At 73.0% G+C, this 23,831-nt stretch carries 23 protein-coding genes; 13 read left to right on the top strand and 10 right to left on the bottom strand.

What is annotated here, in order from left to right; all coding sequences use genetic code 11:
• Positions 1-227: 227 nt before the first annotated feature.
• From AB0L25_RS13600 to AB0L25_RS13585, 4 genes are all read left to right on the top strand, one after another.
• Positions 228-581 carry an STAS domain-containing protein gene (locus tag AB0L25_RS13600; RefSeq protein ID WP_026402937.1) on the top strand — a complete coding sequence of 118 codons (354 nt, stop codon included), beginning with the start codon at positions 228-230 and terminating at the stop codon, positions 579-581.
• Between the two features lie 11 nt (positions 582-592).
• Positions 593-1,030 (top strand): ATP-binding protein, encoded by a 438-nt coding sequence (locus AB0L25_RS13595; RefSeq protein WP_500171715.1) that lies wholly within the window; start codon positions 593-595, stop codon positions 1,028-1,030.
• Between the two features lie 530 nt (positions 1,031-1,560).
• Entirely contained in the window at positions 1,561-3,987 is a 2,427-nt protein-coding gene (locus AB0L25_RS13590; RefSeq protein WP_500171713.1) for a sodium-translocating pyrophosphatase, read from the top strand.
• A gap of 306 nt (positions 3,988-4,293) precedes the next feature.
• Complete coding sequence (locus AB0L25_RS13585) at positions 4,294-4,764, top strand: SixA phosphatase family protein (protein ID WP_500171711.1); 471 nt, start codon at positions 4,294-4,296, stop codon at positions 4,762-4,764.
• A gap of 12 nt (positions 4,765-4,776) precedes the next feature.
• On the opposite strand, the gene AB0L25_RS13580 is transcribed toward AB0L25_RS13585, so the two are convergent.
• The 5 genes from AB0L25_RS13580 to AB0L25_RS13560 all read right to left on the bottom strand — a co-directional run bounded on the left by AB0L25_RS13580 (position 4,777) and on the right by AB0L25_RS13560 (position 11,776).
• Positions 4,777-7,026: an FUSC family protein gene (locus AB0L25_RS13580; RefSeq protein WP_500171709.1), complete on the bottom strand. Its 2,250-nt coding sequence runs from the start codon at positions 7,024-7,026 to the stop codon at positions 4,777-4,779.
• A gap of 361 nt (positions 7,027-7,387) precedes the next feature.
• Positions 7,388-8,611, bottom strand: coding sequence for a phosphoserine phosphatase SerB (gene serB, locus AB0L25_RS13575; protein WP_500171708.1), 1,224 nt, complete (start codon positions 8,609-8,611; stop codon positions 7,388-7,390).
• Between the two features lie 65 nt (positions 8,612-8,676).
• On the bottom strand, positions 8,677-9,708 hold the full coding sequence (locus AB0L25_RS13570; protein WP_500171706.1) for an S-adenosylmethionine:tRNA ribosyltransferase-isomerase: 1,032 nt from the start codon (positions 9,706-9,708) through the stop codon (positions 8,677-8,679).
• Entirely contained in the window at positions 9,705-11,075 is a 1,371-nt protein-coding gene (locus tag AB0L25_RS13565) for an MFS transporter (protein ID WP_500171705.1), read from the bottom strand. Before AB0L25_RS13565 ends, AB0L25_RS13570 begins: the two co-directional genes overlap by 4 nt.
• Entirely contained in the window at positions 11,072-11,776 is a 705-nt protein-coding gene (locus tag AB0L25_RS13560) for an SDR family NAD(P)-dependent oxidoreductase (RefSeq protein ID WP_500171703.1), read from the bottom strand. Before AB0L25_RS13560 ends, AB0L25_RS13565 begins: the two co-directional genes overlap by 4 nt.
• A gap of 248 nt (positions 11,777-12,024) precedes the next feature.
• Between AB0L25_RS13560 and AB0L25_RS13555 the strand changes: the two genes are divergently transcribed.
• From AB0L25_RS13555 to AB0L25_RS13535, 5 genes are all read left to right on the top strand, one after another.
• Positions 12,025-13,161, top strand: a complete 1,137-nt coding sequence (locus AB0L25_RS13555; protein WP_500171702.1) for a GAF domain-containing sensor histidine kinase — start codon at positions 12,025-12,027, stop codon at positions 13,159-13,161.
• On the top strand, positions 13,158-13,847 hold the full coding sequence (locus tag AB0L25_RS13550) for a response regulator (protein ID WP_500171700.1): 690 nt from the start codon (positions 13,158-13,160) through the stop codon (positions 13,845-13,847). The genes AB0L25_RS13555 and AB0L25_RS13550 overlap by 4 nt, the downstream gene beginning before the upstream one ends.
• Positions 13,848-13,883: 36 nt before the next feature.
• A complete protein-coding gene (locus AB0L25_RS13545) occupies positions 13,884-14,669 on the top strand; it encodes a PP2C family protein-serine/threonine phosphatase (protein WP_026402929.1) in 786 nt (261 codons plus the stop codon).
• A 416-nt stretch (positions 14,670-15,085) separates the two neighbouring features.
• Positions 15,086-15,412 (top strand): DUF2752 domain-containing protein, encoded by a 327-nt coding sequence (locus tag AB0L25_RS13540; protein ID WP_500171753.1) that lies wholly within the window; start codon positions 15,086-15,088, stop codon positions 15,410-15,412.
• Between the two features lie 88 nt (positions 15,413-15,500).
• Positions 15,501-16,244, top strand: coding sequence for an RDD family protein (locus tag AB0L25_RS13535; protein ID WP_500171698.1), 744 nt, complete (start codon positions 15,501-15,503; stop codon positions 16,242-16,244).
• 96 nt (positions 16,245-16,340) lie between these two features.
• On the opposite strand, the gene AB0L25_RS13530 is transcribed toward AB0L25_RS13535, so the two are convergent.
• Positions 16,341-17,096, bottom strand: coding sequence for an Rv1486c family protein (locus tag AB0L25_RS13530; protein WP_500171697.1), 756 nt, complete (start codon positions 17,094-17,096; stop codon positions 16,341-16,343).
• A 244-nt stretch (positions 17,097-17,340) separates the two neighbouring features.
• On the opposite strand from AB0L25_RS13530, the gene AB0L25_RS13525 reads away from it, so the two are divergent.
• The 4 genes from AB0L25_RS13525 to AB0L25_RS13510 all read left to right on the top strand — a co-directional run bounded on the left by AB0L25_RS13525 (position 17,341) and on the right by AB0L25_RS13510 (position 20,018).
• Entirely contained in the window at positions 17,341-17,844 is a 504-nt protein-coding gene (locus tag AB0L25_RS13525; protein WP_500171695.1) for a hypothetical protein, read from the top strand.
• Between the two features lie 118 nt (positions 17,845-17,962).
• On the top strand, positions 17,963-18,751 hold the full coding sequence (locus tag AB0L25_RS13520) for an ABC transporter ATP-binding protein (protein WP_500171693.1): 789 nt from the start codon (positions 17,963-17,965) through the stop codon (positions 18,749-18,751).
• A gap of 139 nt (positions 18,752-18,890) precedes the next feature.
• Positions 18,891-19,667: a sulfite exporter TauE/SafE family protein gene (locus tag AB0L25_RS13515; protein ID WP_500171691.1), complete on the top strand. Its 777-nt coding sequence runs from the start codon at positions 18,891-18,893 to the stop codon at positions 19,665-19,667.
• Between the two features lie 102 nt (positions 19,668-19,769).
• Positions 19,770-20,018, top strand: coding sequence for a DUF8836 family protein (locus AB0L25_RS13510; protein WP_500171690.1), 249 nt, complete (start codon positions 19,770-19,772; stop codon positions 20,016-20,018).
• A 22-nt stretch (positions 20,019-20,040) separates the two neighbouring features.
• On the opposite strand, the gene AB0L25_RS13505 is transcribed toward AB0L25_RS13510, so the two are convergent.
• The 4 genes from AB0L25_RS13505 to AB0L25_RS13490 form a co-directional block, all read right to left on the bottom strand.
• Positions 20,041-20,961 (bottom strand): Rieske (2Fe-2S) protein, encoded by a 921-nt coding sequence (locus AB0L25_RS13505; protein ID WP_500171689.1) that lies wholly within the window; start codon positions 20,959-20,961, stop codon positions 20,041-20,043.
• Between the two features lie 225 nt (positions 20,962-21,186).
• Positions 21,187-21,960, bottom strand: coding sequence for an ABC transporter permease (locus tag AB0L25_RS13500; protein ID WP_500171687.1), 774 nt, complete (start codon positions 21,958-21,960; stop codon positions 21,187-21,189).
• Complete coding sequence (locus AB0L25_RS13495; RefSeq protein WP_500171686.1) at positions 21,957-22,913, bottom strand: ATP-binding cassette domain-containing protein; 957 nt, start codon at positions 22,911-22,913, stop codon at positions 21,957-21,959. Before AB0L25_RS13495 ends, AB0L25_RS13500 begins: the two co-directional genes overlap by 4 nt.
• A 42-nt stretch (positions 22,914-22,955) precedes the next feature.
• Entirely contained in the window at positions 22,956-23,621 is a 666-nt protein-coding gene (locus AB0L25_RS13490) for a DUF4097 family beta strand repeat-containing protein (RefSeq protein WP_500171684.1), read from the bottom strand.
• Between the last annotated feature and the right edge of the window lie 210 nt (positions 23,622-23,831).

Raw genomic sequence — 23,831 nt, 5'->3', positions numbered from 1 at the left:
TTTGCCAGCCTGGGCAAAACTACGGGAACGCCCCGGCGCCGGTGGCCGATCCCCCCTGCCCTCGCAGCGGATCAGCAGGTCAGACGGGAGGCGCTGACTTTCGCCCGAGTGGGCGATAACGTGCGTACGCCGCGCCGGAGCGTGGTTGAATCACGGCGATGTCCCGCATGACCGGCCCCGGTCGGGGATGGCGGGACCGGATTGTGCTGCACGGCGCTGGAGGATCTGTGGACCTGAAGGTGAACGACTACACCACCGACGATGGCCTCACCGTCATCAACGTGGAGGGCGAGATCGACGTCTACACGGCGCCGAAGCTTCGCGAGAAGCTCATCGATCTGGTCAACAAGGGGAAGTTCCACCTGCTCGTGGACATGGAGAAGGTCGAGTTCCTCGACTCGACGGGCCTCGGCGTCCTGGTCGGTGGGCTGAAGCGGGTGCGCGCGCACGACGGCTCCCTGGAACTGGTGTGCACCCAGGAGCGCATCCTCAAGATCTTCCGGATCACGGGGCTGACCAAGGTGTTCGGCATCCACGACTCGATCGCCGACGCCGAGGAAAAGCGCAAGGGCGCCAAGTAGGCGAAGCGGCTGTGGAGACGGTTGAACTGTCCATCAACGCCCGGCCCGTCCATGTTCGGACCGTCCGGCTGATCGTGACCTCCGTGGCGCGCCTGAACGGGGTCGGCGAGGACATCCTGGACGAGGTCAGGCTCGCGGTCGGCGAGGCGTTCTCGCGGGCCGTGGAGGCGCACGTCCGGCACTGCCCGGACGAGCCGATCCGGCTGGAACTGACCGGCGGTGATCGGCGCTTCGAGGTCACGGTGAGCGACACGGTGCCCGGGGACGACCCGGGCGGGCTTCCGTCGGCGCCGGACGCGGACGACCTCGAGTACGGCTTCGGGGAGGGCGCGGCGGAGCTGGGACTGGCCGTCATCGCCGGCCTCGCCGACGACGTCGACATCTCCGCGACGCCGAAGGGCGTCCAGATCAGGATGAGCTGGCCGGCCGAGGCCGAAGCGAACGTCTGAGAGCCCCCGGCATCCCGAAGGCCCCGCCCCGGCGGGGCCTTCGCCATGCGCGCCCCGGTCCCGCGGCGGACGGGCGGGGCGGCGCGGATCCCGGTAATGGCGGGGGCGGGTGTCGCTCGGGGATCTTGATATGAGATCGTCTTGCCGGAAGATCGCGAATCGCCGGCGTTTGCGGGCTGATCTTAATCGGGGTTGTTGTTCGCCCTGAACGAGGTGGCGCGAGTGATTCGTGTGCGGGGTGTGCCGGATGTCCGGTGTCAAGGTTGCTTTGGAGTAAGAGGATCCTTGCCGGGGTTGACCTGCGGAGATGTGGCCGGATTTCCGGTGAAGGTCAAATTCGAGAGTAAATTCCATTGCACGATGGTGACGCTTTCGTTAAGGCTCCTGTGCCCTTCTTGATCATAAGTCGCGTGCGTAGACACGCGGCACGCGCGTTGCCGCGAGAGGCGTTCGAAATCACGACTTGCGGGGTAAGCGGTAAAGATCGACTTTGACGGTCGAGATCGCAACGCCCCTGTCGAGGAGGACGGATGTCTGGGCTTTCCCTTGCAAGCCCGGCCGGCGCTGAAGTGGATCTCGGCGGCGGCGACCTGTCCCTGGTCGTCGTCGTCGCGGTGATCGCGCTGCTGGCACTGGCCGTCGCCGCGGGACTGGTACGCGATGTGCTGGCCGCGGGTCAGGGCACCGAGAAGATGCAGGACATCGCGAAGGCGGTGCAGGTGGGCGCGGGCGCCTACCTGAAACGCCAGTTCCGCACGGTCGCGATCTTCGTGGTGCTGATCCCGCTCGTCCTGCTGCTCCTCCCCGCCGACGGGACGGGCGAGCGCATCGGGCGGTCGGTGTTCTTCGTCATCGGGGCGCTGTTCTCGGCCGTGACCGGCTTCACCGGCATGTGGCTCGCGGTGCGCGGCAACGTGCGGGTGGCGGCGGCCGCGCGGGAGGAGGGCGGCGAGCGGACGGCGATGCGGATCGCCTTCCGGACGGGCGGCGTCGCCGGGATGTTCACCGTCGGGCTGGGGCTGTTCGGCGCGGCCGTCGTCGTGCTCGCCTACCAGGGGGACGCGCCGCGGGTGCTGGAGGGGTTCGGGTTCGGCGCGGCGCTGCTGGCGATGTTCATGCGGGTCGGCGGCGGCATCTTCACCAAGGCCGCCGACGTCGGCGCCGACCTGGTGGGGAAGGTCGAGCAGGGCATCCCGGAGGACGATCCGCGCAACGCGGCGACGATCGCGGACAACGTCGGCGACAACGTCGGGGACTGCGCGGGCATGGCGGCGGACCTGTTCGAGTCGTACGCGGTGATGCTGGTCGCGGCGCTGATCCTCGGCACCACGGCGTTCGGCACGCAGGGGCTGGTGTTCCCGCTGCTCGTCCCGATGATCGGCGTGATCACGGCGGTGATCGGGATCTTCGCGGTGGCGCCGCGGGCGGGCGACCGGTCGGGGATGACGGCGATCAACCGGGGCTTCTTCATCTCCGCGCTGATCTCGGCGGTGCTGGTCGCGATCGCCGCGTTCACGTACCTGCCGGGCTCGTTCGCCGAGCTGGACGGCGTCACCAACACCGAGATCGCGGGCATGGACGCCGACCCGCGTTGGATCGCGCTCGGCGCCGTCCTCATCGGGATCGTGCTGGCCAGCGCGATCCAGCTGCTGACCGGGTACTTCACGGAGACGCACCGCAAGCCCGTCAAGGAGGTGACCGGCAGCGCCCGGACGGGCCCGGCGACGGTGATCCTGTCGGGGATCTCGCTGGGGCTGGAGTCGGCGGTCTACACGGCGCTGGTGATCGGCGGCGCGGTCTACGGGGCGTTCCTGCTCGGCTTCGGCAACACGACGGTCGCGCTGTTCGCGGTCGCGATGGCCGGGACGGGCCTGCTGACGACGGTCGGCGTGATCGTGTCGATGGACACGTTCGGTCCGGTGTCGGACAACGCGCAGGGCATCGCGGAGATGTCCGGGGACGTCCAGGGCGAGGCGGCGGGCGTGCTGGAGCGGCTCGACGCGGTCGGCAACACCACGAAGGCGATCACGAAGGGCATCGCGATCGCGACGGCGGTGCTGGCGGCGACGGCGCTGTTCGGCTCGTACCGGGAGACGGTGGTGTCGGCGCTGGACGACGCGTCGCGGGACGCCCGGGACGCGCTCGGCGACTTCCAGACGTTCAGCCTGTCGATCGACAGCCCGAACGTCCTGATCGGGCTGATCATCGGCGCCGCGGTGGTGTTCCTGTTCTCCGGCCTCGCGATCATGGCGGTCGGACGGGCGGCGGGACGGGTGGTCGTCGAGGTGCGCGAGCAGTTCCGCACCAAGCCCGGCATCATGGACTACACCGAGAAGCCCGACTACGACCGTGTCGTGGACATCTGCACCCGGGACGCGCAGCGGGAGCTGGCCACCCCGGGCCTGCTGGCGATCATGACGCCGATCGCGGTCGGGTTCGCGCTCGGGTACGCGCCGCTGGGGGCGTTCCTGGGCGGCGCGATCGCGGCCGGGGTGCTGATGGCGGTGTTCCTCGCGAACTCGGGCGGCGCCTGGGACAACGCGAAGAAGCTGGTCGAGGAGGGCGAGCTCGGCGGCAAGGGCAGCGAGGCGCACGAGGCGACGATCATCGGCGACACCGTCGGCGACCCGTTCAAGGACACCGCGGGCCCCGCGATCAACCCGCTGATCAAGGTGATGAACCTGGTGGCGCTGCTGATCGCGGACGCCGTCGTGACGTACGCGGGCAACGTCCCGCTGCGCGTCGGCGTGACGATCGGGGCGGTCCTCGTGGTGGTCGCCGCGATCGTGATCTCCAAGCGCCGGGTCGACCCGATCGCCGAACCGGCGGTCGCGGGCCCCGGGCCGTCGGTCGGCGGCGGCGGCGCCGAGGCCGTCGAGGGGCCGGTGCCGCAGGAGCCGCCGGTCGAGGCCGCTCCGCGCGTGGAGGGCGAGGAGTCGCAGGTCAACAAGGCGTGACCGCGCGGCGGGAGGGGGCCGGCCGCCGGGCCGGCCCCCTTTCGCACGGGTGCTGTCGGGAGCACGGGAAAGCGGTCGTACGCTGTACGTGGATCGCTGCACATGGATACTGCCCGGCGGTCCGGGCGCGTGTAAGAAACCGGGAGGCGTGGTGGCCGGCGGGAAGTCGACGATGTCAGGGCCCAAGGGGTTCGCCCTTGTGCTCGCCGGGATGCTCGGGATCATGGCCGTGCTGTGGGGGCTCGCCGCGCTCGTGGCGCCCTGACGCGGCCCCTCCGACGCCGCCCCCTGCCGTAGGGTGCGGGCATGCCGACCCTGATCGTGCTCCGGCACGCCAAGGCCGAGTCCGGGCTGGACAAGGCCGACATCGACCGCACGCTCGCCGACCGGGGACGCCGCGACGCCGCGGCCACCGGCGAATGGTTGCGCGCGCGCGGACTCGTCCCCGGGTACGTCCTCTGCTCCACGGCCGCGCGCACACGCGAGACCCTGCAGCACCTGGCGTTCGACGGTGCCGAGACGTCGTTCGAGTCGCGCATCTACGCCAACGACCCCGGCACGCTGCTCGACCTCGTGCGGGAGGCCCCCGAGGACGTCCCGACCGTCCTGCTGGTGGGGCACAACCCGTCCGTCCACCTGTTCGTCCACGACCTCGCCGGGGAGTCGCCGGACGCGTTCCCGACGTGCGCCCTCGCGGTCATCGACCTTCCCGGCGACTGGACGGACGTCCGCGCGGGCGCGGGCACGCTCGTCACCGTGCGCACGCCGAAGGACTGAGCGGGACGGGCGTCAGCGGCGGCCGGTCGCCGCGAACGACGCCTCGATGACCCGTCCGGCGTCGCGGCGCAGCGACCGGATCGCGTAGCGGGTGCCCGACACCTGCAGCAGCGCGTGCCGCAGCGGCGTGAACTCGTCCCGCCCGATGCCCGACTTGATCTCCGCGCGCCGCCGCCGGGTGATCGTCGAGAGGTGGTCGTCGAGGTCGGCGAGCTGCTCGCGGAGCTCCGCGACGGACGCGGCGTCCCCTTCGTCCCGCTCGTCCGGCGGGTCCTCGAGCACCGCCCCGGCCTCCTCCAGCTCGTCGGCGATCCGGTCGAGGATCTCGGGGATCGGGCCGGTGTCGACGGCCTCCTCCCGCGACATCCGCGACACCGCGATGAGGTGGTCGCGGACGCGGTGCGCGGCGCGGACGGCGGAGCGGAGACGGGCGATCAGCTCGGTGTCGGGCACCCGTTCCTGCGCCAGCCGGTCGCGGGTCTCGGCGACGGCCTCCGCGGCCCGCTCCGCGGTGACGATCACGTCGTGCGGCAGCCGCACCTGCTCGCCCGCGAGGACGTCCGCCGTGGACCGGACGAGCGCGGCGTGCGTGTCGGTGAGCCTGCCGAGCTGCACGGGCAGCCGTTCGAGGTGACCGGCGGGCCACAGCAGCCGGACGGCGAGGTAGGCGAGCAGGGTCCCGGCGACGGTGAGGGCGACGCGCTCCCCCGCGGTGCGCCAGTCGGACGGGACGGAGAAGTCGAGCAGCATCATCGCGAGCGGGGTGCCGAACAGGGCCCAGTACGCGAAGTTGACCGAACGCATGGCGAACCCGGCGAACGCGAAGAGCAGGACGATCAGCGCGACCGTGAGCTGCCCGGGCGCGAGCGTCAGCAGCACCGCCGCGACGATCGACCCGGCGGCCGTCCCGCCGACCCGCTGGACGAGCCGTTCGACCGTCTCGCCGTAGGTGGCGCGGAGGCTGAGCATCGCGGTCAGCGTCATCCAGTGGCCGTGCGACAGCCCGAGCGCGGCGGCGAGCGCCATCGACACGACGGCCGTCAGGAGGACGCGGGACACCTGCCGGAACCGGGGCGACCGGGTGGCGACGGCGGTGCGGATCCGCTCCCACGCCGTCACCGGGTGCGCCTCGGGGATGCGGGGCGGCCCGAACCCGAGCCGCAGCCCGCCCGCGGTGATGCGCCGCGCGGACGCCACCTCGCCGGCGATGCGGTCGATCGACCGGCGCACCTGCCCGATGAGCGCGACCGCGACGAGGTCCTCCTCGCCCGCGAGCCCGGCGCGGCGGACGCCCTCGGCGGCCCGCCCCATCCGGCGGACGGCCGCGGACTCCTCCCCGCCGAGCGGCGCCTCCCCGGACGTCGCGATCGCGCCCGCGAGCAGCCGCAGCCGGGCGGCGAGCGCGGAGATGGCGGTCTGCGCCTCCATCTTCCACTCGCGGTCCGGCGGGTAGTTGCGGGCGGCCTCCACGACGGCCTGCAGCGTGACGGTCTCGTGCAGGACGCGGGCGAGCGCGTCGATGAGCCGTTCCGGCCGCGTGGGGTCCTCCCGCCCCCGGTCGGACCGGTACAGGCCGAACGTGGTGCGCGCGGCGGTGAGCGCCTCGGACGCGGCGCGGCGCCGCTGCTCCCAGTCGGGGAGCCGGGTGACGGCCAGCAGGTCCGGGTTCGTCAGCTCGACGGCGTCCAGCGGGGCGGGGTCGGGCGCGTCGACGTGCTCGGCGACGGCGTCGAGGGCCTCGGCGACCGCGTCGGCGGCGTCGCTCAGCGCGGTGTTCAGCGGACGGAGCCGCCGTGCGGGCCACGGCGCCAGCAGCAGCGCGGTGGTGAACGCCCCGCCGATCAGCTCGAGCAGCCCGACGTCCAGGACGACGTCCGGCTGCCGCGGCCGGACCGCGGCGAGCAGCACGGCGAGCCCGGCGGTCGGCCCGATGCGCGGCACCGCGACGCCGAGCGCGATCAGCGGCGGGACGACCGCGACGGCGAGCCACGTGTTCCCGGCCAGCAACCCCCCGATGGTGGAGCCGACGGCCACGACGACGACGGCGAGCCCCAGATCGCGTGCGCGCGCGCCGTACGGGCCCTCGGGCGTCCGCAGGGCGACCAGGTACGCGCCGAGGGCGACCATCGAGCCCTGCGCGGCGTGCCCGGTGAGCGCGCCCGCGAGCAGCGGCACGGCGACGGCGAGCGCGGCCGCGACCCCGTACCAGGGCGCCGCACTCCCCTCAGCCTGCGCGTACGCTTCGCGCGCACGCTCCCACACCGTTGCCCTCCAAGATCACCGACCGCACCACCGGCCTACCCTGGTGATCAACGGTACGAACGGTGAACGGCGACACCGCCCCGTTTCATTCCGTTAACGCCCCTCCCGTGACCCGGACCACCCCGGCCCCGGCCGCGGCCCCCGCGCGCGACCCGGTGGCGAGGACCAACGCCGCGATCGATCCGTTCACGAGCGTGTACGCGCCGGGCGACCGCAGCGCCTCGGCGAGCACGCATGTACACGGTGGCTCGCAGCCGGGCGCGAGGACCGTCCGGCGCGAGGAGCGGCGCGACCGCAGCGTGCGTACGACGGCTGCACGGAATTCGACCGGCTTGCACAGCACGCGAGGATCGTGCCGCGACTACCGGGGGGTTTGGGGGGTCGCCCCCCCAAAATCAGCAGCGTCGGCGGCTTCTACCTCTTCGCGGGAGATGCCGAGGAGGAAGACGATCGTGTCCAGGTAGGGGACGTTGACGGCGGTGTCGGCGGCCTCGCGGACGACGGGCTTGGCGTTGTAGGCGATGCCGAGGCCCGCGGCCTGGAGCATGTCGAGGTCGTTGGCGCCGTCGCCGATCGCGACGGTCTGGGCGAGGGGCACGCCGGCCTCGCGGGCGAAGCGTTCGAGGGCGGCGGCCTTGCCGGGACGGTCGATGACGCGGCCGACGACGCGGCCGGTGAGCTTGCCGTTCTCGATCTCGAGGGTGTTCGCGGCCGAGTAGTCGATGCCGAGGTCGTCGACGAGGGCGTCGGTGACCTGGGTGAACCCGCCGCTGACGATCGCGAACTTGTAGTCGAGGCGCTTGAGGGTGCGGACCATGGTGCGGGCGCCGGCGGCGAGCTTGAGCCGGTCGCGGACGTCGTCGATGGCGGCGGCGTCCAGTCCGGCGAGGAGCGCGACGCGTTCGCGGAGGGAGCCCTCGAAGTCGAGTTCGCCGCGCATGGCGGCCTCGGTGACCTTGGCGACCTCGGCGAGGCAGCCGGCGTGCTCGGCGAGCAGCTCGATGACCTCGCCCTGGATGAGGGTGGAGTCGACGTCCATGACGATCAGCCGCTTGGCGCGCCGGGACAGCCCGCCGGGCTGGACGGCGACGTCGACCTGGCGCTGCGCGGCCTCGGCGGCGAGACCGGCCCGCAGGGCGTCGGGGTCGGCGCCGGAGACGTCCATCTCGATGCAGGTGACCGGGGTGCTGGCGAGGCGCTCCATGCGGTCGATGTTGGCGCCGTGCGCGGAGATGCGGCCGGCGATCCCGGCCATCGCGGCGGGGGTGAGGGGCGCGCCGAGGACGGTGACGTGCAGCCGTCCGCGCCGCTTCGGGGTGCGCGATTCGCGGCCCGTGGAGAGTTCGACCTCCATGTCGAGGTCGCCCGCGACGCGTTCGGCGGCGTTCCACACGCTGCCGATGTCGGCGTCGGCGGAGTAGGCGACCAGCACGCCGAGGACGAGCCGGCCGCGGATCACGACCTGTTCGACGTCGACGACGGTGACCGGAAAGTCCGACAACGTCCTGAACAGTCGCGACGTCACGCCGGGGCGGTCGCGTCCGGTGAGTGTGATGAGCAGCGTGCGCTCGGCTGACCCGTCCATCGTGTGGTCCACGCTACCGGCTCGCGGCGCCGCACCCGGGTGTGACGTCCGCCATGTGAGACAGGTCAAGGCAGGAGCAGGTTGACGTCGCCGAACTCGTGCCACAGGTAACGCTCGTCGAGTGCGGCCCGGTAGACGGTGTTCAGGAGGTCGTGACCTGCGATGGCGGTGAGCATCATCAGGTGGGACGAGCGGGGCTCGTGCAGGCCGGTGAGGAGCCCGTCGACGGCGCGGACGCCCGATGCGGGGGTGACGACGTGGTCCGTCCATCCTGTGGACGCCTCGACGCGCCCGGACGCGGCGGCCGTTTCGAGGGCCCGGACGGCCGTGGTGCCGACCGCGATCACCCGTCCGCCCTCGGCGCGGACGTGCCGGACGAGCGCGGCGGTCGGGGCGGGGACGTCGTAGCGCTCGGCGTACGGGGGTTCGTGGGCCTCGGGGGACGCGACGCCGGTGTGCAGGGTGATCGGGGCGAGCAGGACGCCGCGGGACACCAGGCGCGTGACGAGTTCGGCGGTGAAGGGGCGGGCGGCGCTGGGCATCTCGGCGCCGCCGGACGCGCGGTCGTGCGCGAACACGGTCTGGTAGGCGGCGATGGGCTGGTCGCGGGGGACGTACCCGTAGCGGATGGGGGCGCCGTGGCGGCGCAGGTACGGGACGACGTCGGTGCTGAGGCGGGCGCGCCAGAGGCGGTCGGTGCGGCGGTCGACGAGGGTGAGGGTGGCGCCGCCGGGCAGCGGGATCCACTCGCCGGGGGACCCGCCCGTGTAGGGGCGGGTCGTCTTGCCGGTGAGGCGGCGCAGTTCGACGAGCCAGAGGCGGTCGTCGGCGTCCGGGACGGGGGTGGAGAAGTGCACGCCGATGCGGTCGAGGCGGACGGCGGCGGGCAGCGTCGCGGAGGTGTTGACGACGAGGAGGTCGCCGGGGCGCAGGAGGTCGGGCAGGTCGCGGAAGGCGTGGTGGGACACCTCGCCGGTGGCGCGGCGGCCGACGAGGAGGCGGACGCCGTCGCGGGGGCGGCCGCGGGCCTCGGGCGGCTCGTGGGCCTCGAGGTCGGGGGGCAGGGCGAAGTCGATGGTCTCGGGTTCGGTGGTCATGTCCGGGCCTCCAGTCGGAGTGCGGTGACGGCGCCGAGTGCGGCGATGGCGGCGAGCAGGGTCCCGGCGGCGGCGAGGCCGAGTTCGAGGCGGTCGGTGCCGAACGCGGCGACGAGGGCGCCCGCGGTCCCGACGACGACGGAGGTGCCGAGCATGTCGCCGATCTGCAGCGCGGAGGAGTTGACGCCCTGCTCGTCCTCGCCGGAGTTGTCGAGCAGCAGGACGCTGAGGCTGCCGACCGCGAGGCCCATCCCGGCGCCGCCGATGAGCCAGGCGGGGGCGGCGGCCCAGCCGGTGAGCTGGAGCGCGACGGTGACGGCGGCGATCCCGACGGTGACGCACAGGGCGCCGAGCCGCACGAAGAACGCGCGGGACCGCTTCGAGCGTCCCTGGTACTGGGACGCGGCGGACCAGCCGAGGGCGGCCACGGTGAGGACGATCCCGGCCTCGGTGGGGCCGAATCCGTGCAGGGACGTGAGGGCGAGCGGGATGAAGACGTCCGTGCCCATGAACGCACCGGACAGCAGCCCGCGGGTGAGGATGACGCTCGGCAGGCCGCGGCGCATCCGGAAGGTGCCGGCGGGCAGGAGGCGGGGCAGCCCGAACGCGAGGCCGGCGAGCCCGGCGGCGACGGCGGGGACGAGCGCCCAGCCGGGCGCGTCGAGGCCGTAGAGGAGGACGGCGGCGCCGACGGCGACGGCGACGGCCGCGACGGCCCGGCCGCCGGGGACGGACGCAGCGGAGGCCCGTTCGGGGCGTTCGGTGCCGCGCAGGGCGCGGACGAGCAGCAGGGTCGGCGGGATCACCAGGGGGATGAGCCCGAGGAACACCCACCGCCAGCCGACGTGCTCGGCGAGGACGCCGCCGGCGGCGGGGCCGAGCAGCGAGGGCAGCACCCACGCCGCCGACTCGGCCGCGAACACCCGCGACCGCAGCGATTCGGGGTAGATGCGGGCGACCACGACGTACATCGCGACCATCGCGAATCCGGTGCCGATGCCCTGGACGGCGCGTCCGACGACGAACACCCACATGGTGGGCGCGGCGCCCGCGACGGCGAGCCCGGTGACGAACGTCCCGAGTCCGATCAGGAACGGGCGCATCGGGCCGGACCGGTCGATCCAGCCGCCCGCGAGGACCGTGGACAGCAGCCCGGCGATCAGCGTGGCGCTGAACCCCCACGCGTAGAGGCCGAGGCCGTTGAGGTCGGCGGCGACGGCGGGCATGACGGTCGTGACGGCCATGGCCTCGAACGCCAGCAGGGTGACGACGAAGACGATCCCGAACGTGGGCCCGCGGTAGCCGGGGCCGAGCACGCGCGGTTCGTCCCGCGCCTTGCTGTCGTCGGGGTGCAGGGCGGTCGTCATCGGGCACCCGCCTCGTCGCCGCTGTGCAGGCCGGAAACGTGCAGGTCCGCGGCGCGGTACCGGCCGCTCGGGGGGCGGTCGGCGATCAGGCGGCGCAGGGCGGCCGCGGCCTCCTCGGGCGGCGGGGCGGCGTCGGCGTCCTCCCCGGCGGCGCGCAGCATGCCGGTGCGCATCTCGCCCGGGTCGGCCCACCACACGGCCAGGCCGGGCTCCTCGGCCGCCAGGACGTGCGAGAGCTGCTCCAGCGCGGCCTTCGACGACCCGTAGCCGCCCCACGCCGGGTAGTCCTCGACGGCGGCGTCCGAGGTGATGTTCAGGATCGCGCCGCGCCGCTCCCGCAGGGCGGGCAGGACGGCCTGGGTGAGCGCGAGCGGGGCGAGGACGTTCACGGCGTAGACGGCGGCGAGGTCGTCGATCGGCTGGTCGGCGAGCCGGGGCAGCGGCGTCGTGCCGAGCGTGGACGCGTTGTTGACGAGCAGGTCGAGCCCGCCGGCGACGGCGCGGGCGAGGTCGGCGCGGTGCGCGGGGTCGGCGACGTCGCCCGCGATCGCGGTGGCGGCGGGGCCGAGTCCGGCGGCCGCGGCGCGCAGCGCGGCCGCGTCCCGGGCGTCGACGACGAGGGTCCAGCCGTCCCGGGCGAGTTCGCGGGCGAGGGCCCGGCCGAGCCCCCGGGAGGCTCCGGTGATCAGTGCGGTCTTCATACCCGGAAACCTAGGTATCGGCGCATGTCAGGAGCATCGGGCGCGGGCCCGGAGGGGCCTCGGCAGATGGTCGTAGGTCCCCGGTCCCGCGGCCCCGGCGGGGCGGGGGCGTCCGGACACGGCCGCACCTCCTCCCGGCGGCTGATTCGCGATGACCCTGCGTGCGAGTACGGTGCTTGTCAGGCGGGCGGCGGGCGCCCGCGCGGACGCGGGGCGGGCCGCCGGAGACGGCCGGACGAGAGGGCGGGATGGGCGACGACGACGGGCGCCGCGGCGAGCAGGGCGCGACCCTGCACGCCGTCAGTTCCGCCGTGCTCGCGGTGACCCGGCACCTGTCGGTCCACGAGGTGCTCCAGGTGATCGTCCGGGCGGCGGCGCAGCTGCTGGACGCCCGCTACGCGGCGCTCGGGGTGCCCGACGACGAGGGGTCGTTCGCCGAGTTCGTCGTCGAGGGCGTCTCCGACGACGACTGGGAGCGCATCGGGCCGCTGCCGCGCCAGCACGGGATGCTGGCGGCGATGCTGCGCGACGACGCGCCGAAGCGGCTCGCCGACATCCGCCGCGAGCCCGAGTTCGAGGGCTGGCCGCACGCGCACCCCGTCCTGAAGGACTTCCTCGGCGTCCCGATCCGCGACGGCGAGGACGTGCTCGGCATCGTGTTCCTCGCCAACAGGCGGAGCCCCGGGGGCTTCACCCGGGAGGACGAGGAACTGCTGACCCTGTTCGCCGCGCACGCCGCCATCGCGATGACGAACGCCCGGCTGTACGAGCACAACCGGGAGCTGACGGTCGTCGCGGAGCGCAACCGGCTGGCGCGCGAGCTGCACGACGCGGTGGCGCAGAAGCTGTTCTCGCTGCGGCTGACGGCGCGGACGGCGTCCGCGCTCGCCGAGCGGGACGCGGCGCGGACCGTCCGGGAGCTGGAGCAGGTGGAGCGGCTCGCGGCGGAGGCGCTCGCCGAGCTGCGCGCGGTGATCAACGAGCTGCGCCCGGCGGACCTCGCGGACGGGCTCGTCCCGTCGCTGCGCAAGCACGTGGCGGTGCTCGACCGGGCGCACGAGACGTCCGTCCGGTTCAGCGGAGACGAGGCGGTCGTTCTGCCGGAGGAGCACGAGGCGGTCGCGTTCCGCATCACCCAGGAGGCGCTGTACAACGCCCTGCGGCACGCGAGGGCGCGGGAGGTGCGGGTGCGGTTGGGCACGGAGTGCGGACGGGCGGTGCTGGAGGTGTCGGACGACGGTTCGGGTTTCGACCCGGGCGACGACCCGCAGAACGGGCTGGGGCTCGCGTCGATGCGGGAGCGGGCGGTGTCGATCGGCGGGGAGCTCACGGTCTCCTCGGCGCCCGGGGCGGGCACGACCGTCCGGCTGGAGGTGCCGCTGTGACGGCTCCGGCGGGGACGGGACGGGCGGGGCGGCCGCCGATCCGGGTGCTGATCGCCGACGACCACCCGGTCGTCCGGCAGGGGCTGCGCACGTTCCTCGGCATCCAGGACGACATCGACGTCGTGGGCGAGGCCGCCGACGGCGCGTCGGCCGTGTCACTGGCCGAATCCCTCGAGCCCGATATCGTGCTGATGGACCTCAAGATGCCGGGCGCCGACGGGCTGACCGCGCTGACGGAGCTGCGGGCACGCGGGGTCTCCGCACGGGTCCTGATCCTGACGAGCGTCACGGAGCGCGGGCACGTGCTGCCCGCTGTACAGGCGGGCGCCGCCGGGTATCTCTACAAGGACGTCGACCCGCAGGCGCTCGTCCAGGCGATCCGGGCGGTGCACGACGGGCACGTCCTGTTCGCGCCCGACGCCGCCGAGGCGATGCTGGCGGAGCCGGCGTCGGTGGACGACCGCGGCCTGGCCGCGCTGACCGATCGGGAACGGGAGGTGCTCGTGCACATCGCGCGGGGAAGGTCCAACAGGGAGATCGCCCGCGCGCTCGTGGTCTCGGAGAAGACGGTCAAGACGCACGTCAGTAATCTGCTCATGAAACTGGGAGTCCAGGATCGGACGCAGGCCGCCCTTTACGCGGTCCGGCATGGTGTCGGAACGGTTGGGGAAGGCGCTCGTGACTGATACAACTCCTCTGACAGGATCGTCATCGAAACTGGTATGAACGTAGCAATCAGGTACGCAGCAGGCAGCGACATCGGGTGCAACCGGGAGAACAACGAGGACTCGGGTTACGCCGGTGCGCGGTTGATCGCGGTCGCGGACGGAATGGGCGGTTACGCCGGCGGCGAGGTCGCCAGTTCGACCGTCATCGGGTCGCTGCGCTCGCTGGACGCCGATGCGCGCGGTGACGACCTTGTCGACATGCTGGGCCGCGCCGTCGCCGAGGCCAACGAAAAGCTCCGCATCGTCCGCGAGGAACGTCCGGATCTGAGCCGGATGGGCACCACGCTCACCGCGATGCTCTGGTCGGGTTCGTCGGTCGCGCTCGCGCACATCGGCGATTCGCGCGGTTATCTCCTGCGCGACGGCGAGCTTTTCCAGATGACGCAGGACCACACCATGGACGAGCTTCTCAAGGCGGAGGCCGAGCAGTCCGGGCAGACGCCCGACCCGGCCGAGACGTCGCGGCTCTCGCACGTCCTGTACCGGGTGCTGGACGGCCGGGACGACCGGGAGCCCGACCTGCGGCTGCGCGAGGCCCGGCTCGGCGACCGGTACCTGCTGTGCTCGGACGGCCTCAGCGGGCCGGTCGACGCGCAGACGATCTACGAGGTGCTGTCGGCGGAGGCCGATCCGCAGCGCGCCGTGGACCGGCTCATCGAGCTCGCCCGCGAGAACGGCGGCCCCGACAACATCACCGCGGTCGTCGCCGACGTCATCGAGGCCGAGCACGTCACCGAGCCGGACGCCCCGCTGACGGTCGGCGCCGCGGGGAGCGCGTGATTGCGGCGTCTCGGCGCCAGGCCCCGCGGAGGGCCTGACGCCAAGACGCCGCAATGAACACCCGCGGCGGCGGTCCTGTGCCGATGCCGCGGCCCGAACCCGTGGCGCGAAGTCACGGCGGAACGTCAAAGAGCACGCACGTAGATGGCGTTTTGTCCTACTCTTGCCCCGAGGCTGTCGAGAGCGCGGTCCGCGTAACGGTCCCATCGCGGATCGTGGTCGGGGCTTGACCGGCCTCTGGGTGCACCCTGTATACGGGTCACTCACCTTTTGTCATCGACACGGAGGATCCGTTGGGGGGAGCGCCCGGGGCGGCGGTCACCGGCGCATCGCAAGGTGCACTCGGGGGAATCGTCAGCCGGACCCTCACCGCAGCGCGGCACGGCCCCGCGGGGGCGCTGCTGCGTGTTGCGGCGATGGCCGTCGCGGCCGTCGGCGCGTCATGGATCCACCGTGTCAACGACCCCGGCGTGCTCTGCCCCTTGCGGGCGCTCACCGGCATCCCGTGCCCAATCTGCGGAGGGACGACCGTGTTCATGGAGCTTGGAGCGGGCCATCCGGCCCGTGCCGTGCTCGCGAACCCGGTGATCTTCGCGGGTGCGATCGGCTTCGCCGTCGCGCCGCTGGGCCCGGGACGACGGTGGTGGGCACTCGCGCCGAGAACCCGCACGTGGGTCCTCGGAATCGCCCTCGTGGGGTCGGAGCTGTGGCAGCTCGTCCGGTTCGGTGTCCTGCCGGTTTGAGCCGGGGTGCGTCCTCGGTCAGACTTGCGGAGCCCACCGGGTCCGGCGGGCGTCACATAACCACAGGGTCAATCAATAAGGAGCAAGTGTGGGTAACCCCTACGACCCGTACGGTCAGCAGCCGGGCTACGGTCAGCAGCCGGGATACGGCCAGCAGCCGCAGCCCGGGTACGGCCAGCCCCAGCCCGGGTACGGTCAGCCCCCCGCCCAGCCGGGTTACGGCCAGCCCCCGGCGCAGCCGGGCTACGGCCAGCAGCCCGCCCAGCCCGCCGCCCAGCCCGGCTACGGCCAGCCCGCCGCGCAGCCGGGGTACGGCCAGCCGCAGCCCGGGTACGGCCAGCCCGCCGCGCAGCCCGGTTACGGGCAGCCCGCGGCGGACGTCCACCACCACCACTACGGCACCCCCGGCGGCGGCCAGCTCGCCGAGTGGGGCTCGCGCGCCGGCGCCTACATCATCGACGGCCTGATCATCGGCGCTCCGGTCGCGGTGCTGTACATCCTCGGCATGGTGCTCGCCGCCGCCGGCGACGCCGGCGTGGCGATCGGCGGCCTCCTCATCCTCCTGGGCTACCTCGCCGCGTTCGCGGCGGGCCTGTGGCTCATCTACCAGGAGGGGACCACCGGGCAGACCATCGGCAAGCGGCAGATGAACATCCGCCTCGTCAGCGCGCAGACCGGTCAGCCGATCGGCTTCGGTATGGCGTTCCTGCGGAAGATCTGCCACGCGGCCGACAGCTTCGCGTGCTACGTCGGTTACCTCTGGCCGCTGTGGGACGACCGCAAGCAGACGTTCGCCGACAAGATCTGCAACACCCTCGTCGTCCGCCACTGAGGCGCCGCGACCGAGGTTTCACGAACGGGACGTCCCCACCAGGGGCGTCCCGCTTCTGTTTCCGGGGCCGGACGGGGCGGAGGCAAGGGGCGGGGGCTACGGGACGGGGTCGAAGGCGCTGTTGCACGCGGCCACGAGCGCCCGCCGGACGGCGCCGTCCAGCAGCCGGAGCGCGTCGCCGCGGCGGTGCATCTGGTCGGCGCTGAGGCCCCGCTCGTCCATCCGGCGGGCCAGGTCGACGACCAGGGACAGCCGCCCGGCGAGGGCGGCGACGCGGTGCGCGCGCTGCGGGTAGCCGGGGGCGAGCAGGTGGTCGCCGCGCCCGGGGTCGCGCAGGTCGACGAGCGCGTCGGCGATCTCCGGGGGGACGCCGGCGAAGTCGTTCACGGTGAGGAGCGTCTCGGTGGCGTCGCGCATCGCGAGGGTGAGCCGCCGGTCGGCCTCCGCGAGGGACGGGACGTCCGGCAGGCTCGGCGACGCGTCGAGGGTGGTCCAGCGCACGCCGACGTAGGAGGAGCCGCGCCGGTCCTCGGCGGGGACGAGCCCGATCGCACGGTCGCCGAGCACCGCGACGACGGCGGCCTCGGCGTCGATCGCGGCGCGGTTGAACTCGGGCGGGCCGGTGAGGCCGAGCGGGTCGCCGGGTGCGGGGAGCGCCAGCCGCAACGCGGTCAGGCCGCCGATGCGCAGGTCGCCGAGGCCGCGGCGGAGCGTGACCTCGGCCGGCTCGCCGCCGAGGATCTGCGGTCCCGCGGCCTTCTCGACCGCGTCCACCGCCTCGTCGAGGCCGACGTTGCCGGTCAGCCAGGCGTTGCCCCACGCCACCAGTGCGGTCGCTACGTCCTTGATCATCGCCGTTCCCAACACGTCCCAATGGGCATGCGATCCACCATAAGCGTTCGCCCGGCCCGTGCCACCGGACGTAAGGCAGGTCTCTCGTCGCGGCTGCCGTCGTTTCGGGAGCCGCGCCGGTGCGGCGCCCGCCCGGCCGGCCCGGTCAAGCCCGCGGATGAAGATGGGCATTTATCCGTCTTGACGGCATTGTCGCGCGGGCCTCTCGGGCAGACACCTCGCACGTGATCGAAGGAGGTCGCCCATGCGGGCCCTGCTGAACTCGCTGAACGAGGACGAACTGGCGCTCGTCCGCGAGGCCGACGGCGGCGAACTCGCGGCGATGGACGAGGACGGGCTCGTCGACCTGCACGAACGGATCCGGCGCGCCCGGAACAAGTACGCGAAGCTGTACCGGCGCACGGCGAGCGCGCGGGTCGAGGAGTACGGCGGCCGCGGGGTCGCGCGACCGAAGAACCAGCGGAACGCGCAGCGGGCCGAGGTGTTCGAGGACGCGCTGGCCCGCGTGAGCTGGCACCTGGCGCGCGCCGCGCGGCGCAGCGCGGGCGAGCTGAAGGCGCAGCGGATCGCCGACGCGAACCCCGCCCGCGCGGCCGCCCCCGGCACCGCGCCCCCGGACGTGCGGCGGATGACCGCGCAGACCACCGCGCGGCGCCGCCCGACGAGCCACGACGCGGCGAGCAGGCAGCAGGCCGCGGCGAGCCGGGCGAAGGGGGCCCGGCGGCAGTGGAGGCGCGACGGCGGGTGACGTCGGGCGCGCGACGTCCCGCGGAAATCCGTGGAAACCCGGGGCCGCGCCGGCCCGGAGTATCGCATAGGTTCTTGTGCGGGAAACGGGATCACCGGATTGGGGACGAAGGCGCGCGATGACCGGCGAGGTACTTCAACTCCGAGGAGTCGGGGTCAGGCGCGAAGGGGCGACCCTCCTTCGCGATGTGACGTGGGACGTGAGCGAGGGCGAACGGTGGGTGATCCTCGGTCCGAACGGCGCGGGCAAGACGACGCTGCTGCAGATCGCGGCGGCGCTGCTGCATCCGAGCGAGGGCACGGCCGACGTCCTCGAGGAGCGGCTCGGCCGCACGGACGTGTCCGAGCTGCGCACCCGCATCGGGTTCGCGAGCACGGCGCTGGCGGAGAAGGTCCCGTCCGGTGAGACGGTCGTCGACCTGGTGCTGACCGCGTCGTACGCGATCCTCGGCCGCTGGCAGGAGGAGTACGACAGCACCGACGTCAGCCGCGCCGTCGGGCTGCTGGAGGCGCTCGGCTGCGCCGGGCTGCTGCGGCGCCGGTTCGACACCCTCTCGGAGGGCGAGCGCAAGCGCGTGCAGATCGCCCGCGCCCTGATGCCCGACCCGGAACTGCTGCTGCTGGACGAGCCCGCCGCGGGCCTCGACCTCGGCGGCCGCGAGGACCTCGTCGCCCGGCTCGGCGGGCTCGCCGACGACCCGGCGGCGCCCACGATGGTGATGGTGACCCACCACCTCGAGGAGGTCCCCGACGGGTTCACGCACGCGCTGCTGCTCCGCCAGGGGGAGATCATCGCGCGCGGGAAGGTCGACGAGGTGTTCACGCCCGAGCACCTGTCGGACTGCTTCGGGCTGCCGCTCGCCGTGGAGCGCCGCGACGGCCGCTGGTACGCGCGGGCCGCGCGCTGAGCCGTCCCGTCCGGTCCGGCGGCGGCCGTCCCGTGTGTCGGGTGTGTGCCCGTATGGGGGACCCGGTGCGGGGCGCCGAGCAGGCGTGTCCCTACGATCGGGGCCTCGTGGGATCGTCGGGCACTGGGATGGGACGGATTTGAACCTGCTGGAGGCGGCCGCGGTGTTCGCGGCCGGAGTCGCCGCCGGAGGCATCAACACGGTCGTCGGGTCCGGGTCGCTGATCACCTTCCCGACGCTGGTGACGCTCGGGTACCCGCCGGTGGTCGCGAACGTCTCCAACAACATCGGGCTCGTGCCGGGCGGGATGACGGGCGCCTACGGGTACCGCGCGGAGCTGGCGGGGCAGCGCGGACGGCTCCTGCGGCTGGGCAGCGCGTCCGTGATCGGCGCCGTGATCGGCGGGCTGCTGCTGCTCGGCCTGCCCGCCGAGGCGTTCCAGGTGATCGTGGTCGCGCTCATCGCCGTCGCGCTCGTCCTGGTGGTGGTGCAGCCCCGGCTGCAGGCGTGGGTGAAGCGGCGCCGCGAGGGCGACGGCGAGCAGCCCCGGCACGGCGGGCCGCTGCTGTGGGTCGCGGTGCTGCTCGCGGGCGTGTACGGCGGCTACTTCGGCGCGGCGCAGGGCATCATCCTGATCGCGGTCCTCGGCATCGCGCTGGCCGACGACCTGCAGCGCGTCAACGCGGCCAAGAACGTCCTGTCGGCGATCGTGAACGGGTCGGCGGCCGTCCTGTTCATCTCGCTGTCGATCCTCTCCGACACCGTCATCGACTGGTGGGTGGTGCTGATGATCGCGGCCGGGTCGACCGTCGGGGGGCTGCTCGGCGCGAAGGTCGGGCGCCGCATCCCGCCGCCCGTGCTGCGCGGCGTCATCGTCGCCGTCGGACTCGTCGCGATCGTGAATCTCGTACGCTGACCTGCGGTTTTCCGGGGTTTCGAGGCCCTTCGGAAGGGTTCGCGGACGCCCTCGGCGGGTATAAGTCGAATATACGTTCGACGATCGCGGAGGTGGGCGCCGATGAAGGGCGACAGGGTGGAGATCGTGATCGACGCCGGGGGCGAGGGGACGCGGACGTACGAGGTCACCGCGACCCGCGCCGGCCGCCGCGTCGAGATCGAGACGCGGCGCGGCGTCGTGGAGGTCAGCGAGGTCACCCGCACCGGCACCCCGGTCCGCACGGCACGGTTCATGTCCAGCCGCGTGCTGGCCCTCGTCGAGTACCCGATCGCCGACGAGTCCCCCGCCGACGGCGACGCCCCGTCCTAGGGGTCCCGCCGGTGGCCGGTGGTCAGCCGAGCGGGCGGACCTGGAGCGTGCCGTTCTCGGTCACGCGCGACTCGAACGCCGGCTGCCGTCCGGTGGCCGGGCCGTGCACGACCGAGCCGTCCCGCACGCGGAATGTGCTGCCGTGCCAGGGGCAGACGACGCACAGGTCGGCGTTGTCGTCGCTGACGATGCGGCCCTGGTGCAGCGGCCCCGCGAGGTGGCTGCAGCGGTCGGCGAGGACGTGCACCTCGTCGCCGGTGCGCAGCACGAACAGGCTGATGTAGCCGAGGCTGCGGTGGACGGGCCAGCCGTCGGGCAGCTCGTCCGCCTTGCACAGGTCGTGCCAGCCGAGCGTCACCAGGTGCGCGACCTGGTCGGCGTGGCTCGCGCCGGCGGCCTGCCGGAAGGCGAGATGCCCGCCGAGGTAGCTGCCGGCGAGCAGCACCCCGAGCCCCGCGAACCCGAGCGCGCGGCCCGCGTCGTCCCGTCCCCGGTAGCGCGCCGCGTACGACGCCGAGTACAGCGCCGTCGCGATCGCCATCCCGCCCGCGTGGACGAGCCCGACCCGCTGCTGCCCGCGGTGCAGCGCCGACCAGTCGGCGACACCGGTGAGCACGGTCGGGACCGCGCCGACGAGACCGGCCGCGACCAGCGCCTCGGACGCCCGCCGGGTGCCCGGCAGCAGGTCCAGCACGGCCGCCGACGTCCAGCAGCCCATCGGCACGTCCGTCAGCGGCGGGTGCGCCGGATGCCCGAGCGGGACGCCGTGCAGGGCGTCCTTCACCGGGCCCGGCCGAAGCACCCGCTTCACACCGGTGGACAGAACGCGGATCGTGCGGTCGAGCGCGCGGGCGTGCTCGATCCCGTCGGTGACGTCCGTGAGCCGTCCCGCCGCCTGCTGCCGGGACGCGCGCCGGAAGATGTTCCCCGCCCGTCGGTTCATGTCCCTCCTCGCGGCCTGTGATCGGGACGCTCGCCCTGAGGTTAGTTGTCGCGTTCTCATGCGGCCAACCGGGGGCGGTGGGATGTCCGTGCCGTTGCCCCGTGGTGAGGACTACCTACCTGGCGCGCGAACCGCTAAACCGTGGCCCCGTTCGGTCCGATGGGCGCGAACGGCTCAGGGCCGTCAGACCGGTGGGTCTGACGGCCCTGTCGGCCGGTTTCATGGTCAGGCCTTGTTGAAGGTGTTGCGGGCCCAGAGGTAGGAGGCGATGGCGATGGTGGTGCACCAGGTGGTGGCGATGGCGGCGCTGTTGCCGATGGGCGTGCCGAGGAGGAGGCCGCGGAGGGTTTCCATGATGGGGGTGAAGGGCTGGTATTCGGCGAACCAGCGGATGGCGGTGGGCATGGAGTCGGTGGGGACGAAGCCGGAGCCGAGGAAGGGGAGCAGGACCAGGGGCATGGGGGCGTTGCTGGCGGCTTCGGGGGTCGGGGACTTCAGGCCCAGGGCGACCGACAGCCAGGTGATGGCCAGGATGAACAGGGTGAGCAGCCCGGCCGCCGCGACCCATTCCAGGGCGGTGCCGTTGGGCCGGAATCCGATGGCGAAGGCGACCCCGACCAGGACGGCCGCGCCGAGAAGTTGCTGGACGATGCTGCCTGCGACGTGGCCGGTGAGGACGGAGGCTCGGGCGATGCGCATGGTGCGGAAGCGGGCGATGATGCCTTCGGTCATGTCGGTGGCGACCATGACGGCGGTGCCGGTGGCGGCGGTGGCGGCGGCCATGAGGAGGATTCCGGGGAGGACGTAGTTGATGTAGGCGTCGCGTCCGCCGCCGAGGCCGTTGCCGAGGGTTCCGCCGAGGACGTAGACGAAGAGCAGGAGGAGGATGACGGGGGTGATGATGAGCTGGATGGTCATGGAGGGGTAGCGGGCGATGCGCTTGAGCTGGCGGCGGGTCATGGTGGCCGAGTCGCGCAGGGCGAGGGCGGGGGTGCTCATCGGGTGGTCTCCTTCTGGCCGGTCAGGGTGAGGAACACGTCGTCGAGGTCGGGGGTGTGCACCGACAGTTCGGCCGGTTCGATGCCGGCCGCGTCCAGGCGGGCGAGCAGGTCGCGCAGGGCGCGGACGCTGCCGTCGGAGGGGACCTGGAGGGTGAGGCGGTCGTCGTCGGAGGGGTCCACGAATCCCCGGCCGAGCGTGTCCAGGGCGCGGGCGAGGGCGTCGTCGTCGGTGAACCGCAGCGACACGTGGCCGCCGGGGATGAGGCGCTTGAGTTCGTCGGCGGTGCCCTCGGCGATGAGGCGTCCGCCTTCGAGCAGGGCGATGTGGTCGGCGAGCTGGTCGGCTTCTTCGAGGTACTGGGTGGTGAGGAAGATCGTGACGCCGCCCGCGACGAGGTCGCGGACGATCTGCCACATGGAGCGGCGGCTGCGGGGGTCCAGTCCGGTGGTGGGCTCGTCCAGGAAGATCAGCCGGGGGTCGCCGACCAGGGTCATGGCCAGGTCCAGGCGGCGCTGCATGCCGCCGGAGTAGGTCGAGGCGGGCTTGCGGGCCGCGTCGACCAGGTCGAACTGCTCCAGCAGTTCGGCCGCGCGCCGCTTGCCGTCGCGGCGTGACAGGTGCCGCAGGTCGGCCATCAGCAGCAGGTTCTCTTCTCCGGTGAGGAGCTTGTCGACCGCCGAGTACTGCCCGGTGACCCCGATGGCGCCGCGGACGTCGTCGGCCTGCCGGTTCAGGTCGAACCCGGCCACCCGGACCTGGCCGGCGTCGGCGCGGGCCAGGGTGGACAGGATCTGCACGGTGGTGGTCTTCCCGGCGCCGTTCGGGCCGAGCAGGGAGAAGATCGTTCCTTCGGGGACCTGGAGGTCGATGCCGTCCAGGACGACATTCTCGCCGTTCTTGTCTCGGTAGGACTTGCGCAACCCTTCGGCCGCGATCGCAAGGTCGGTCATGGGGGCACCTCCGGGGTGGGTGGGGTCGATTGAGGGGGTCGGTCAGAGGCTGCGGGCGGTGATGTCGCCGTGGGCGGTGGTCGCGCGGATCTCCAGCCCGGCGGTCCCGTCGTTCCTCAGCGCGTTGCTCACCCGGCCGCGGCCGGTCTGGGCGTCCAGGGCGGCCGAGACACCGGCGGCGGCGCCGACCGTGATGTCGCCGGACTGGGTGGACAGGGCGACCTCGCCGCCGGTGGCCTCGGCGATGCGGATGTCGCCGCGCTGTGTGCTGATCTGCGCGGGGCCGTCCAGCCGGACGACCTCGACGTCCCCGTCGAGCGCGGTCAGGCGGACGCTCGCGGCCTGGTCGATCTTGGCCTGGCCGTGGGCGCCGTCGAAGGCGACCTCGCCCAGCCGGCCCACCGCCCGGAACTCGGCGCTGGCGGCGCGGGCCTCGACCCGGGAACCGGCGGGGAGCTTGACCGTGATCTCCACCGACCCGGAACGGCCGAAGTACTGGTTGCCGGCCGCCGGGGCCTCGACGCGCAGGACGCCGTCGGCGAACTCGACCGTGGTCTGCTCGGCGGCCTTCACGTCCCGGCCCCGGGAGGGGTCGGCGGGCCGGACCTCGACCTGCGTGTCGGTCCGGTCGGCGGCGATCATCTGCAGCCGCCCGGCCGGGACGTTCACCACGGTCGCGATCGGGGCGGGGGTCTGGAACGTGTTCATCGTGCTTCTCCCTTGCGGTTCGCCTTGCGGCTTGTTGCTTGTTTCCGACAACGCAAAAGCTACGTTGCCTTCACTGATCCCGCAACAAGATCTTTGCATCAAAACAGCGATATCGCAGGTCAGAGGAAGAATTTCGTTGCACTGACTCCTGCATGGAACGCAACATGCGACGCTCGCGCGTTGCAATAGTCTGTGCGTGAACGCTAAGGT

It is taken from the genome of Spirillospora sp. NPDC052242 (genome assembly GCF_040679555.1).
In the GTDB taxonomy this organism is placed as follows: domain Bacteria; phylum Actinomycetota; class Actinomycetes; order Streptosporangiales; family Streptosporangiaceae; genus Spirillospora.
This window is presented reverse-complemented; position numbering and strand designations above follow the sequence as displayed.